The organism is Paenibacillus provencensis (assembly GCF_042678545.1).
Lineage (GTDB): Bacteria > Bacillota > Bacilli > Paenibacillales > Paenibacillaceae > Paenibacillus > Paenibacillus provencensis.
Map to the genome: position 1 here is coordinate 74,020 of NZ_JBHTKX010000005.1, position 13,996 is coordinate 88,015.

At 44.4% G+C, this 13,996-nt stretch carries 14 protein-coding genes; 9 read left to right on the forward strand and 5 right to left on the reverse strand.

The genetic code is table 11. The features are described 5' to 3' along the window. Positions 1-196 precede the first annotated feature (196 nt). Entirely contained in the window at positions 197-2,338 is a 2,142-nt protein-coding gene (ppk1, locus tag ACFQ3J_RS22200; RefSeq protein ID WP_091161153.1) for a polyphosphate kinase 1, read from the forward strand. On the opposite strand, the gene ACFQ3J_RS22205 is transcribed toward ppk1, so the two are convergent. Both ACFQ3J_RS22205 and ACFQ3J_RS22210 read right to left on the reverse strand, forming a co-directional pair. Then, a complete protein-coding gene (locus tag ACFQ3J_RS22205) occupies positions 2,268-3,791 on the reverse strand; it encodes a Ppx/GppA phosphatase family protein (protein ID WP_251584125.1) in 1,524 nt (507 codons plus the stop codon). The two genes, ppk1 and ACFQ3J_RS22205, sit on opposite strands and share 71 nt — an antisense overlap. Positions 3,792-4,030: 239 nt before the next feature. Beyond that, the gene (locus ACFQ3J_RS22210; protein WP_091161149.1) at positions 4,031-4,234 is read right to left on the reverse strand and encodes a hypothetical protein; all 204 of its coding nucleotides are present in this window, start codon (positions 4,232-4,234) and stop codon (positions 4,031-4,033) included. A 181-nt stretch (positions 4,235-4,415) separates the two neighbouring features. On the opposite strand from ACFQ3J_RS22210, the gene ACFQ3J_RS22215 reads away from it, so the two are divergent. Then, positions 4,416-5,075, forward strand: coding sequence for a YheC/YheD family protein (locus tag ACFQ3J_RS22215; protein WP_091161148.1), 660 nt, complete (start codon positions 4,416-4,418; stop codon positions 5,073-5,075). A 236-nt stretch (positions 5,076-5,311) separates the two neighbouring features. After that, positions 5,312-5,455: a sporulation histidine kinase inhibitor Sda gene (gene sda, locus ACFQ3J_RS22220; protein WP_251584126.1), complete on the forward strand. Its 144-nt coding sequence runs from the start codon at positions 5,312-5,314 to the stop codon at positions 5,453-5,455. A gap of 349 nt (positions 5,456-5,804) precedes the next feature. Here the strand turns inward: sda and ACFQ3J_RS22225 are convergent, their stop codons facing one another. Beyond that, positions 5,805-6,806 carry an NAD(P)/FAD-dependent oxidoreductase gene (locus tag ACFQ3J_RS22225; protein WP_091161145.1) on the reverse strand — a complete coding sequence of 334 codons (1,002 nt, stop codon included), beginning with the start codon at positions 6,804-6,806 and terminating at the stop codon, positions 5,805-5,807. 696 nt (positions 6,807-7,502) lie between these two features. On the opposite strand from ACFQ3J_RS22225, the gene ACFQ3J_RS22230 reads away from it, so the two are divergent. Together ACFQ3J_RS22230 and ACFQ3J_RS22235 are read left to right on the forward strand one after the other, a co-directional pair. Continuing rightward, positions 7,503-8,693: an NAD(P)/FAD-dependent oxidoreductase gene (locus ACFQ3J_RS22230; RefSeq protein WP_091161142.1), complete on the forward strand. Its 1,191-nt coding sequence runs from the start codon at positions 7,503-7,505 to the stop codon at positions 8,691-8,693. A 4-nt stretch (positions 8,694-8,697) separates the two neighbouring features. Then, on the forward strand, positions 8,698-8,952 hold the full coding sequence (locus ACFQ3J_RS22235) for a hypothetical protein (protein ID WP_091161141.1): 255 nt from the start codon (positions 8,698-8,700) through the stop codon (positions 8,950-8,952). Positions 8,953-9,020: 68 nt separating this feature from the next. On the opposite strand, the gene hemQ is transcribed toward ACFQ3J_RS22235, so the two are convergent. Further along, complete coding sequence (gene hemQ / locus ACFQ3J_RS22240) at positions 9,021-9,764, reverse strand: hydrogen peroxide-dependent heme synthase (RefSeq protein WP_091161139.1); 744 nt, start codon at positions 9,762-9,764, stop codon at positions 9,021-9,023. Positions 9,765-9,960: 196 nt separating this feature from the next. Between hemQ and ACFQ3J_RS22245 the strand changes: the two genes are divergently transcribed. From ACFQ3J_RS22245 to dnaI, 3 genes are all read left to right on the forward strand, one after another. Then, positions 9,961-10,290 carry a YuiB family protein gene (locus tag ACFQ3J_RS22245; RefSeq protein WP_379294034.1) on the forward strand — a complete coding sequence of 110 codons (330 nt, stop codon included), beginning with the start codon at positions 9,961-9,963 and terminating at the stop codon, positions 10,288-10,290. Positions 10,291-10,547: 257 nt separating this feature from the next. Continuing rightward, positions 10,548-12,077 (forward strand): DnaD domain protein, encoded by a 1,530-nt coding sequence (locus ACFQ3J_RS22250; protein ID WP_091161136.1) that lies wholly within the window; start codon positions 10,548-10,550, stop codon positions 12,075-12,077. 59 nt (positions 12,078-12,136) lie between these two features. Next, the gene (gene dnaI, locus ACFQ3J_RS22255; protein WP_091161134.1) at positions 12,137-13,090 is read left to right on the forward strand and encodes a primosomal protein DnaI; all 954 of its coding nucleotides are present in this window, start codon (positions 12,137-12,139) and stop codon (positions 13,088-13,090) included. Between the two features lie 114 nt (positions 13,091-13,204). Here the strand turns inward: dnaI and ACFQ3J_RS22260 are convergent, their stop codons facing one another. Next, positions 13,205-13,363 carry a YqzM family protein gene (locus ACFQ3J_RS22260; protein WP_091161132.1) on the reverse strand — a complete coding sequence of 53 codons (159 nt, stop codon included), beginning with the start codon at positions 13,361-13,363 and terminating at the stop codon, positions 13,205-13,207. Between the two features lie 228 nt (positions 13,364-13,591). Between ACFQ3J_RS22260 and trxA the strand changes: the two genes are divergently transcribed. Continuing rightward, positions 13,592-13,906: a thioredoxin gene (gene trxA, locus ACFQ3J_RS22265; RefSeq protein WP_047913576.1), complete on the forward strand. Its 315-nt coding sequence runs from the start codon at positions 13,592-13,594 to the stop codon at positions 13,904-13,906. Positions 13,907-13,996 lie beyond the last annotated feature (90 nt).

Consider the following 13,996-nt stretch of genomic DNA (forward strand, 5'->3'; position numbering starts at 1 on the left):
CACTTTACCCTACTCTATTCTCTATTGTAAAGCATCCCGTCAAATTTGGTAGAAACAATGTCATATTTTTGATATCTTCACATACAAGAATCGTAATATTCGTCAACCTTGCGGCAGATTTTACATTGCGTTTACACAATGAGATTACAATAAAAATGGACAACACGAGTCAATCCAGCTTCGAACAATACGCTTCATGAGTGAGGGAAGTATAGAAAAGGAGAATTATAAACGCGATATGAACCCATATTTAAATCGGGATTTAAGCTGGCTGGAATTCAACAGAAGAGTGCTCGAAGAAGCGCAGAGCCCAGATACACCCCTGCTGGAACGCGTCCGCTTCCTATCCATAGTAACAACCAACCTGGATGAGTTTATGAGTGTACGTGTGGCAGAGACCAGAGAGAAGATCAAGGCAGGCTTCACGAAAAAGGACTTTACTGGGTATACAGCAACAGGTCTATATCGAAGACTGATGAAACGAACGATGAAGATGGTCAGTGAACAGTACCGTTCATACCGCGATTTGCTGAGACAATTGAGCAAAAAGGGGATCGTATTTATGGAATATACGGACCTGAATGCGACGCAGCAAAAAGCGATGGAGCAATATTTTCACGATATTGTATTTCCGGTGCTGACACCCATGGCTGTAGACTCCAGCAGACCCTTTCCGCTCGTACACCATAAATATGTGTATTTGGCCGTAATCTTGCGCAAGGAAGAGAACCCGGAAGGAAATGATCACTATTTCGCCATTGTACAGGTTCCTTCCAATATTCCACGTGTCATCTCAGTTCCGCTGCGATCTAATAGTAAGAAGAAATCATTTATACGAATTGAAGAACTGATAAAACATCATATTCAATCTTTGTTCAGCGGGTACATCCCAGAAGCGGTTCATGGCTTTCGGCTGACGCGAAATTCGGACTTATACATCAATGAGGAAGAAGCAGAGGATTTGATGGAAGAAATTGAAAAAGAGCTGAGAAGACGCAGAAGAGGCGCGCCAGTACGTCTCGAGGTGGAACAGGGAATTCATCCGTATGCCCTTGAATATTTACAGGAAGAATTCTCATTAGGATCTGATGAAATCTTCGAAATTGAAGGACCCATGGATCTGGGATTTCTAAGTGGTTTTGTGGATCAGCTCGAAGGATATAACCATTTGAAGTATCCCAGTATCAAGCCTGTCTATCCGGATGTATTCAATACAGAGGAAAGCCTGTTCCGCATCTTACGAAGACAGGACATACTGCTGTACCATCCTTATGAGTCATTTGATGCAGTCACGGATTTTGTAGAAGAGGCTTCGGAAGATCCACAAGTCATGGCTATCAAGATGACCTTATATCGGGTCAATGGAGACTCTAGACTGATTGCGGCACTTGCTCATGCGGCTGAGCTGGGCAAGCAGGTGACCGTTGTTGTCGAGCTGAAGGCAAGATTTGATGAAGAGAGAAATATCGCCTGGGCGAGGGAGCTCGAGAAGGCAGGATGCCATGTTGTATACGGCCTTGTCGGCCTGAAGACACATGCCAAGATCATACTCGTCGTTCGAAAAGAGCAAAATATGCTTAAAAGGTATGTTCATGTAGGGACAGGCAACTATAATGCAAGCACAGCACGGGTGTATACCGATATCGGGCTTCTCACTTCAGATCCGCAGATAGGCGAAGACGCTTCTGAGGTATTTAACGAAATTACCGGGTATTCGGCAGCTCAAGGCTTGCAGCAGCTTCATATCGCACCGGCTGGACTGAAATCTAGACTGTTTGAGATGATTCGTAGAGAAGCTCAGAATGCTGAGCAGGGGAAACCGGCTCATATCATCGCCAAGATCAATTCCCTGTCCAACCAGGAGCTGATTGACGAGCTATACGCTGCCTCACAGGCAGGGGTAAAGATTCAGCTTATCGTTAGAGGTGTATGCTGTCTTCGTCCAGGTATAGAAGGCCTCAGCGAGAATATTCGGGTCATCAGTATCGTCGACCGGTTTCTTGAGCATTCACGTATCTTTTATTTCCAGAACCATAAAGACCCAGAGGTCTTCCTATCCAGTGCTGACTGGATGACTCGGAATTTAAATCGCCGGATTGAGCTGATGTGTCCTGTACATGATCCGCAGCTTAAGCAAACGATTGTAAATATACTGGATTTGTCGTTACAAGATAATGTGAAGGCCCGGCTCCTTCTATCGAACGGGAATTATATTCCTGTTACGAATGATGAGCCAAGCCTGAGAAGTCAATTTGAAGCACTAGAAATTAAAACGTGGAAGAAAGAGAAAGAGACCATTTCAAGCTCAGCTTCCATGCCTTTTCAACATCTTTCTTAGCTTCTGATAGTTCAAAAAGCTCCACAGACGGTTCCCTGCTGCAGTTTAACTGCAGATGAAGGGAGTCGTCTGTTTTTTTCATATCCACACTTAGAATCGCTTTTCCTCCACTGTGCAAAGCCCGGGCAAGCTTAAGGAGGGAGCCAACTTGGTGTATTTTCTCCACATCGCCTAGTGCCAAAATATCCGGATGATCTTCTATCTGCTTCGGTGTACGGTTCTTATGATAATCGATGATGAGAGCAGAGATGACCGTTTCTCTATGATTGAGTCCCCACATGCCCTTGTTCATGAGCCAGTATAGGGAATGGGAGCTTGCCCGGTGATGATGTACTCTCTCTCCTATTCTGTGAAGCATGGATACAGCATAAATCAATCGTTGATCCTGTGTCTGTCCTTGGCCTGCAAGCGTATTGTGAAGCTTCTTCATCAGACTATAGATGTAATCAAGATCCTCTTGTGGTGTAAACGAATCATAGGCAAGCACATTTTGGACACTCTTGGACAAGACATCCTGATTCATAAACTGAGGAAATTGCCGGTGAAGCGGTTCATAGAACAGCCCGTCGCGAAGTCCAGCTCCGCTCACAACATAATGGGTAGACCTCAGTAATTCGAAGATCGTCTGCAGCAGGATAACACCAGGTATAATCAGATCTGTTCGATCCTTGGATAAGCCAGGCGTCTTCTTGCGTTGATCATATGGAATATACGGAAGTGTGTCATAGAAGGACTGAATGTCGTCCTTGTCCATCCAGTAGCCGTGCATGAGCGGTAGGGAATAGGCTTGTCTCTTCTGAACCATTTTTGCCAAGGCGCGAACGGTCCCGCCAAGACCGACCAGTGGAAGATTCGGATGCGCATGCAGCCAATCCGCATCTTTAAGAGCCGCTAGGATCGAGTGTTTGAATCCTTGTACTGTTTCTGAGCGCCAGTAATCGGCTGCCCCATAACGTGCATGAGAATTTACTGCGCCATATGGGATTGATAAGCTTGCTCTATACTCGCGGTTTAGGAACAGCGTAATCTCTGTGCTTCCTCCTCCGATATCAATGATATATCCGTCATGAAGAGGGATCGATTCACGCACACCGAGAAATCCAAGACGGCCTTCGTCCTCTCCGGAAATAAGCTCAACGGTAAGTCCAGTTGCAGCTCTGATCCAGCCTGTAATTTCCTCGCTATTTGTGGCATTTCGAATGGCTGCTGTTGCAGCTGCACGAATATGTAAGACACCGTATTCTGAACAAATATCTTGATAGCTCAGCAGAACGGGAATGATCGTATCTATATTTTCTTTGGTGATGATACCGTCAGGACTCACTTTTTGACTGAGTCTGGCGGCATACTTTTTCTCATGGAGAACTCTATGTTCTCCCGAATGAAGCACTTCGTATATAACAAGTCGGATCGAGTTCGATCCAATATCAATGATGCCAATGCGATGATTCATATCAGCAAGCCACTCCTTTTTGTGAGTCTCCCAGATGATTTCATATTTAGATATTGCATATTACCATCCTATCGCTTCTCAGATGCATATATACTCGAATGGAATCAGTGCTAGGCTATGTAAAATCTCCATGTTTAAATATATGTACTATATTGTAACAGCTTAAACAGAGAGCTTAAACAAAAAACCGCCTCTCCGGGTAGGAGAAAGCGGATATTTTGCACATCACCGGTAACGCATCAGGAAGTAATGAAATCAATAACACTGATAAAAATGCCTGTAAAGATGAGTGAGAATACGATACAGCCGATGCCAAAACCGATGTGTTTCTTATCGCGAATAAATTTAATGCCTGTTACGAAAGTAAGAATCGTTACAGCAACAAGTACGAGAACGATGGCAAAATATGCGACCCCGTATAGACTTTCAATAAATTGTGCCACTTTAGTTAGTGCTCCCTTCCAGGGTTTATTCTGTTTTATTTGTTTCTATAAGTTTAATCAAAACAGGCTCTCCACAAAGGCATACATACAAGAGAAGCAAGACTTCCGCCAATATATTATATAAATATATACCTCGCTTAAGTTCATCCTGCAATCTTGAATAGAGGGGAGAGGGAAGAAAATGAGCTTGACGATCGGAAGTAAGTGGATAAAGACACAAGTACTCCTGAGCAATGCCTCTGTTGCTAATCATATCCCAGAAACCTGCTTGTTTACCAAGCAGCATCTGAAAAATATGTTACAAAAATACGGAATGGTGTTTGTTAAGCCCGTCCATGGAGGCGGAGGAGCTGGTGTGATCCGTGTCAAACGCGAGGAAGCAGGTTATTCGTTCACTAAATTGTCGCGAAGACTAACGTTTTCCGATTTTGATCATATGTACGCCTCACTCCTCAGAGCAAAGAAGAAGAGAAGCTACCTTATCCAGCGTGGAATTGTGCTGGCTCAGATCGGAGGCAGACCGATCGATTATCGGGTCAAATTTGTCAAAGAAGAGACAGGATGGAAGGTCACAGCAATGCTCGGAAGGCTGGCACGACCCGGTCTCCTCATAACGAATGTGTGCAAGGGCGGAACCCTAATTAAGGGGCGGCTGGCATTACAACAGTCACTTCCTCACATCAGCGCTCGGTCTAAACAGCAGGAGATGCGAAATTTAACACGTGTCTGTACGACCATTTTAGAAGAAAGGTTCCCGGGAATTGGACAATTGGGCTTTGATTATGGACTTGACCAATCAGGAAAAATCTGGATTCTGGAAGTAAACACAAGACCCCAGTAAATCTATCAAATCTATCTAGATAAAAAATTTTTTTTGAGAAAGTTTTCAGATTAAATGACCTGTGTATAAATATTATCCACATAATCCACTTGCCAAAAATATAGATTTATCATAATTATTAACAATTTATACACAGGATTTCCACAAGTGGGTGTGGATATCAGGAACGCTTGTTCTACTTTTTATTCTCTGATATGATAGTTTTGAGGAATAAATAGGAAAGGTTGTGCCAACACATGGCTATGCTCTCAGATGAGACGCTGCTCGATTCTTACCATATGGCAATCGAGCTTCAGCTTGATGTCGATTTCATAGCATTATTGTTAGAAGAAATCCACAAGCGTAGTTTGCATACCGACGTATCTGCCGTTCTGCACTAGAAATCCTCTCAGTTGTGAATGGTCAGATCCTGTCAGGCACATACCAGGTATCAACTGCATAAGAGAATTCCGTCAGACAATGGGGACAATGCATCAAGTGTAAACAATGATTGTCGGCGGCTGGTATCGTTTGATCGTGGGAAGATGCGACATAGGGACTGTAAGGTCCGGCATAATCTTCCTGCAGTCCGCAATCTACGGTTTCTTGATGGCAGTTAGGACAAAGTAACAATGGTGCGGAATCTAGACCGTTACATATTGGGCACACATATGACAAAGGGTATCCACTCCTGAGATTAGTTTCAGGAGTAAGATACCCTTTTTTGTTGCAAAATTATGCATTTATAGTTTACAGCTTCATGTTGCTGCTGTGGCCAGGAGACAGCTTCGCATTTGGGTCCACATAGACTTTGGCGTTATTAACTGCGGTTGGCGCTTCACCGAATCCGACAGCAATCAGCTTCAGTTTACCTTCATAGGTTGTAATATCACCGGCAGCAAAGATCCCCGGAATACTTGTCTCCATACGTGTATCAACCACGATGGAATTGCTGTTAATTTCAATTCCCCACTCCGCAATCGGACCTAAAGAAGAGATGAATCCAAAGTTTACAATCACATCGTCAACTTCAATCTCTTGTGTTTCTTTTGTCTTGACATGAGAGAGCGTTACCTTCGTAATGCGGTCTTCACCATGAAGCTCTGTAATCTCTACTGGAGTCACTACATTGACTTTGGATGCCACTAGATTCTCTACACTGTGTTCATGCGCACGGAATTTATCGCGGCGGTGAATCAGCGTGACTTGCTCCGCGATCGGCTCAAGCATAAGCGCCCAGTCGACTGCAGAATCTCCTCCTCCGCTGATGAGCACCTTCTTGCCGGCAAAACGCTGCAGGTCACTTACAAAATAGTGAAGGTTCGTTTGTTCGAACTTGCTTGCACCTTCAAGATCCAGTCTACGAGGTTCGAATGCGCCTACACCTGCGGTAATAATAACCGCTCTGGCATGATGAACGTCTTTATCTGTCGTTACGACAAAATGCCGCTCTTCTTTTTTCTCAACAGAAAGTACCTTCTCCTCAAGACGGATATCGGTATCGAACCGTTTCATTTGTTCCAGAAGATTGCTGACTAAATCGCCAGCTGTTATCTTTGGAAATCCGGCAACATCATAGATGTATTTCTCCGGATATAAGGCGGCAAGCTGTCCGCCCAGCTGGGGCATGCTCTCTACGATTTTTACCGAAGCTTGGCGCATACCTCCGTAAAATGCAGCAAACATCCCTGTGGGACCGCCGCCGATGATGAGCAAATCAGTTATATCTTGTGTGGATTCTAGGGTCGTCACCTGTAAAACACACCTTTCATATTATATTCACGAATTAATATCGTCTATTTGATAGTCATTATCAATTATAAACACTACTCTTGTTCGTTGCAAAGAACAATATACAACTTTCCCTATAATTTTCACCCAGAAAACGATTATATTTTCACTTGCTATTTTCGATTCGTATCGCTATCATTTTTGTTGCATGAAAAAATAACTTGATTTTTAAAGGGTTTAGGCTTATTTTAATAGTTTTGCAATCGCATCAATTGGATTCACTCTTTCGTTATATTATGAAATTGATGCAACCACATGACATAAGTTGTCGTTTTAATGAATAGGAATTGAATTACACCCTCTTTTAGAATGTATTTGAAGGTGGATGTGTACAGCTGGATTGATAAGGAGCCGAGCCCATAGTGAACTTGTACTTCAGGGAAAGGATGGGCCATAGATATAGAGCGGACTAAAGGAGAATTTTGAAGGTAGATAGACTGAACTAAAGAAACGAACAATAATGCTCGAAAGGCGTCGTTCTTAGGCATGGCCAATGAGCTCTATTGTTCATTCTATCTGGTTGAATCCATTTCTTGTCTCAATCAAGCTGAGGATGAAATCGATTCAGTTGTTATGAAGATTTACATAATTATAACCTGATAATACTGACTTTGGTTCCTTCTATAGAAGTTGAAACAATATCGGAGGGGTAAGCGCATGAGCAGCATTCCTAAGATTGTCATCCTTGGCGCAGGCTACGGGGGTCTATTAACCGCGCAGCGACTTCAAAAGGAACTGAATTATAACGAAGCAGATGTTACTCTCGTAAATCGGCATGACTACCATTATATAACCACGCATCTTCATATGCCGGCCGCTGGGACCGACTCGATTGAGCGCGCAAGAGTACCCATATCCAAATTGATTGATGAATTCAAGATTGATCTTGTGAAGTCCGCTGTTAAGGATATTAGGCCGCATGAGAAGAAAGTGATATTGGAAGATGGTACCTTGTCTTACGATGTCCTCGTTGTTGGTCTCGGAGGTGAACCGGAAACATTCGGAATCCCCGGGATGAGAGAACATGCTTTGACGATTCGCAGCATTAATTCAGTAAGGCTAATACGGGAACATATCGAATATCAATTTGCATGCTACAAAAATGACAGCAAGTCCAGCAGAATGAATTTTGTTGTTGGCGGTGCGGGCTTCAGCGGCGTAGAGTTCGTATCTGAGCTGGCCGACCGTCTTCCACGCCTATGCAAGGAGTTTGACGTCGATCCAGGGGTTGTACACCTTTACAATATTGAGGCAGCTCCGACGGCGCTTCCGGGCTTTGATAAGGAATTGGTCGATTATGCGATGAAGGTTCTGAAGAACAAGGGTGTATCACTGCGTATAGGTGTTCCTATTAAAGAATGCCTGCCCGAGGGAGTTATTATCGGGGATGGAGAGTACATTGAAGCTTCGACTGTCGTATGGACCGGAGGAATCAGAGGCAACAGGCTGGTGGAACAGGCAGGCTTTGAAGTGACACGTGGGCGCGTAGCCGTTGATGAATACCTGCGAGCGCCTGGCTTCGATAACATTTTCATTATTGGAGACAGCTCTCTCATTATGAGTGCAGAGGGACGGCCCTACCCGCCTACGGCGCAGATGGCGATACAGCAAGGGGTCAATTGCGCGAAAAATATTTCTCTGCTGATCCGGGGCAAATCGCTAGAGAAATTCAGATTTAATCATAAGGGGACAGTAGCTTCACTTGGCAAGGGAGAAGCAATCGCTGTAGTGAACGGGAAGAAGTGGAAGGGCTGGAAGGCTGCCCAGCTCAAAAAAGCAGTAGATATCAGGTATTTATATAAAATCGGCGGAATCCCGCTCGTCATTCAAAAAGGAAGGTTCTTTTAAAATTATGAGACATTGCAGTGTTCAAGTACGCGGGCTGCTCACAAGAGAGGAACTCAATCGGTATAATGCACTAATGGAAGTAGGCAGCTATTTGGAAGAACAAGACCGTTATGATCTATCTTATATTGTTCAGAAGGAAGTTGACATTCTTATTCTGCCGGCCATCGAGCGATTAAAGGAGAAGAGCAGGGATCGGGACCGTGCAACGGCGGAGTTCCTGGAATCACTGAAGAAGCTCGAAGAGGAAGATGAGGATTAAAGGGCGATGCTATCCAAAAAAGAGGATGTACTGCAGGTTAGTATGCAGTGCGTCCTCTTTCTGTAAGCTTACAGCTTAAGCATGGCTTCAAATGACTCCGGTGTCAGCAGGCTTCCTACATAGAAGGAACCAAATTCACCATAACGTGCGCTGACTTCATCAAAACGCATTTCATAGATCAGCTTCTTGAATTGAAGAGCATCGTCTGAGAACAGCGTTACTCCCCACTCCCAGTCATCGAAGCCGACAGACCCAGTAATGATTTGCTTCACTTTGCCCGCATAGCTGCGGCCGATCATACCGTGACTTCTCATCATTGTCTTGCGCTCGTCCATGGACAGCATGTACCAGTTGTCACCGAGATCCCGCTTTTTGTTCATAGGATAGAAGCAAATGTATTGATTCTTCGGAAGAACAGGCTTCAGACGGGCAACAATCTGTGGATTCTGCATTGGATCTTCATCTTTGCCTAGATAGTTGCTAAGCTCAACTACGCTGACATAAGAATAGGATTTCGTCGTAAATTGGGCAAATGTTGTTTTGTTAAAGGCATTCTCGATGGCATTAAGATCTTCTAGCGTTTCACGCAGATGCATCATGACGAAATCGGCTTTTTGGCCTACTACTGTATATACGGTAGAGCTTCCCTTGCCGGATTCCTCATCCGCTGCCCAGGCGCTTAGAAATTCCTGTAATTCATCGGTGGCAACCGCGCGGGTCTCATCGTCAGCCGCACGCCATGCCGCCCAGTTGATCGATCTGAAATCATGAAGGGCATACCAGCCCTCGAGAGTTAAAGCTGCTTCGCTCATCTGTTCATCACTCCTGATTGGAATATTTATTGTAAAAGAGTTTTCGTTTAGTGGTGCATGCAGCTATATTGTATCAAAGCGTAAAGCGGCTGGGCAAATGAAGATCTCATTAAGTGCGCTTTTTTTGAGGTTGAGCGCATTGCCTGTACCACGCATTTGAGTTAAACTAATTATTATCTATTATGGGCTTGCATACATGAATTGGCAGAAAGAGGGGGAAGGTGAACGGATGCAGATTTTACCTGTACTTGTTCTCATGGTTTTATTTTTTGTCATGATGTTTGGGATTGGTTTCATTTTGAATATGCTGATGAAGACAACGTGGTTTCCTTCCTATTTGTTTGTCATTGTGCTGATTCCTGTCGTTATATTTACCATGTGGGATCAGGAGAGTATGAGCCTTGGTGCACATCTCGGTACATATCGGCTTGTTGATTATTTAACAGGTATTGCTGGGCTTGTTGGAGCAATTATGAGCGGGTGGACAATTAAGAAGCTAAGGCTTGGTGGATATCGAATGTTTTAATCAATAATTATCGCAGGACGCCTCTTTCTGGATGAAGAAAGAGGCTCTTTTGTCATATAGGGGTTCACTTTTCATAGAATGATAGAGTACAATAGTAAACCGTAGCTTTCAAAATAGAAGAATGGTCGATTAATGTCGTATAAGATGAAATAGCGGAAAGATTAAGCGGGGAAATTGGCTATTTTTGAAGATTTAAGCTGCCGTCTTTTATGATAGAATAGAGAAACATTATTATTCGGAAGAAGGAGAAATGAGCGATGCGCATGAAGAACATGCTGCACTTTACCGAGAATCATCGATACTGCGTTTTCCGCGAGTTTGGACTTAGCAGCCTGGACGAACGGATGCTCAGCTCCGCATATCAGCCCATGGCGGGGGCCTTTGCTATTAGCTTGTACAGGCTGTTATTTCAGCATGTCAGAGCAGATCAAATCGGCTTCTCCACGATGGAGCAGCAGCGCAAGCTGTTCCTGGCACTGGGACTCGAGCCCAGTGATAAAGGACGCAAGTATTTGATGGAGCAAACCTCCAAGCTTGAAGCCGTAGGGCTGCTTCAGACTTCCCGAGTTTATATACCTGAGACAGATGAATATACCTATGAGTATGAGCTGTTTCCTCCCTTGTCTCCCGGTGAATTTTTTCGGACACAGCATCTGACGCTGCTGCTGAGAGATAAGATTGGCAAGTTTGCAGTCCTTGCACTGAGATCGCAGATTTGGACTGAAGATGCCGAGGAAGCAGGAACACCATCAGCGAACAAGGAGAATATCTCTGTCCCGTTTTACGATATATTTGAGCTGAATACCCATGTCATTGATTATGAGCTTGAGCAGGCATTATCCGAGATGTCGAGTGCTAGATCTGAGGCAAGTACGCCGGCTGTGCCTGAGAATGACCAGCTGAACTATGCGGATATTATTTTGCGCTTTCCACGAGAAGCTGCCAATCGGCGTTATGTTGAGCAGCTTAGATTCGAGCCGGATCAGCTTGGACTCGTGAATTATGTTGTACACAAATATGACCTTGGTATTCAGGATGTATGCAGACTACTTGATGAGGACGAAGTATTTAACACCCGTGGGGAGATTATACTGGATCGTCTGCAGGAGCTGGCTAGCAGCATGTTCAGGCAAGGGAAGAAGCGGAAGGAAGAGCGGTCCATCCACGCAGCCAAAGTGGTCAGCATGCGGCAGGCGCTCGACAGCAAGCAGGCAGACGAGCCTCCAGTCGAGCATGTGGTAGAGATGGAATATTATTTGGAAGTGCCGCCTCAATTCTCTTCTAAATGTGATATTCACCAGTACAACATGATGCTGCGTAATGAACCTTATTTGCGTTTGCTGCAAACCTTTTTCCCAGGTTCGGTACCCGACAATCTCATTGACATATTCGAAAAAGTAGACCTTAGCTACAAGCTTCCAGGCGAAGTCATTAATGTATTGATCCATTATCTGATGACCTTGCTGGTATCTGGAAGTGAACAGCGTATCAATCGTAATTTTGTGGAAGCCATTGCTTCCAATATGCTGCTCAAGCAGGTCAATACTTATGAAAAAGCGGTACAGTATATTCGTGACCAGTCGAAGTTCAAAGGCAGCAAGGATAAACCGAATGAGAAGGCTCAAAGACCGGGACGTGCGCGAGGCTATGCTTCTCAGCAGGCAAGGTCTAAGCCGGACATTCCTATTGTTCAAGATACGGGAGACGGTGCTTCGGTTACCGAAGAGGAACTCGAAGAGATGATTCGCTATGCAGAGGAAATGCAGGCGAAGAAGTCAACCCGCTAAAGAAGAATGAATTCTAGCAATATATATTTCAAGACAAGAAGGGAGGGCACAAACTAAGGATGGGACCGCTAGGACAAATATTACAGCAGATGAATCCGTCGTTTCGTCAACAGTCTCATGCCATTGCGGACAAGCTGAAGGCCGATCCTTCCGTTCGCCGGTTCTTGGAAGAGAACCCTGAGGTTGATGACACCCGGTTTATGCTCTCATTATCCAAGTTTTTTCAGTATGCCAAAGACAGCAGTAATTGTGCGAATTGTCCAGGTCTTGCGAATTGCCCGAATGATTTCGAAGGACATTATTCGAAATTGTCAGTTGAGCATTTTAATGGTGAGCCTGAAATTATAGATAAAAAAACACCCTGTAACCTGCAGCTCGCAGCAATGCACAAGAAAAAGGTTAAGGAGCGCATTCAGAGCTTCTATGTGGATGAACGCGCTTTGAGTGAAGGGTATAACGTTGCCGAAATTTTGAGAAAAGATCTGCAGCGGGCGCCTGCCGTAAATCAAGTATTCCGCTACGTCAATGAAGCGAAGCAGAACGGGTTGTCGCCGCATGGACTGTACCTTGAAGGCTCTTTTGGCACAGGCAAGACATTCCTTATGGGATATTTGCTGCATGAGCTGGCACTTGAAGGGTTCACTGGCGTGATTGTTTATATGCCTGACTTTGTAGAGGATCTGAAATCCATGTTCCAAGATGGACAGAAGCTGAAGGAAACGACAGAAATGCTAAAGAATTGCGATCTGCTCATATTTGATGACATCGGAGCAGAGAACCTAAGCCCTTGGGTACGGGATCATGTACTGGGCTCGATTCTGAACTATCGTATGAACCGCAAGCCGACGTTCTATACTTCGAACTATAATATGGAGAGCCTGGAGCAGCATCTGAGCTTTACGAGCAAAGACGGGGAAGAACGGCATAAGGGACAACGATTAATGGACCGGATTCGTCCTTTTGTCGATGTGGTGCCTGTACGTGGGGATAATCAGCGTGGTAAACATCGGTAGCTGAAGGCAGCTAATGAAATTAGAATTTGCGGGCACAATAAACAAAGTCTGATCATCCCGTAATAGCGGACGAATCAGACTTTGGCTTGGGTCATGCAGCTTTCTATAGAAAGCCTATGTCATCAGGAACTTAATGATAACCATACCGAAAAAGATAACGGTCATCAGCACGAACATGCCGACGAATCCGCCAATGAGATCGAAGAGATCGTTACGAGGTTCTTCGTTCACATGGGACCTTGGATCGTACGGTCTGACAATGTTTGGTTCCATGATGCTGCCCTCCTCCATTTACGTACTAAAACAATATAAGTATAACCACAACAGGAAACACTTGTAAAGATTTCGTGAAACCGGAAACATTTGTAAACAATTCGCAAAATATATGCATATGCATGTATTTCCTTACGGAAGTCGTTGTGCTATAATGAACTCATCGTTTACCAGAACGATATGAAGTTCAATGATAACTACGCAGTATATATAAGGAGGACATATTTCATGGCTATTGTTAATGTATCCGATCAATCCTTTAACACTGAGGTTGAAGGCACAGGTACGGTTCTTGTAGATTTCTGGGCGCCTTGGTGCGGTCCTTGTAAAATGCTTGCTCCTATTCTGGAAGAGCTTGCTGGTGAAGTAGGCGATGATGTCAAGATCGCAAAAGTGAATGTAGATGAGAACCCTGAATCGGCTTCCCGTTTCGGTGTAATGAGCATTCCAACGCTGATCCTGTTCAAAGACGGTCAACCAGTTGACAAAGTGGTTGGTCTGAACTCTAAGGAAAACCTGAAAAATCTGATTTCCAAGCACTAATTAGCTTAAGGAATTTAGATGGTAACGCCTCCGGCATGATAGCCTGGGGCGTTTTTTCATGGAACTTGCAGTTTGAGATGAAGACTACTG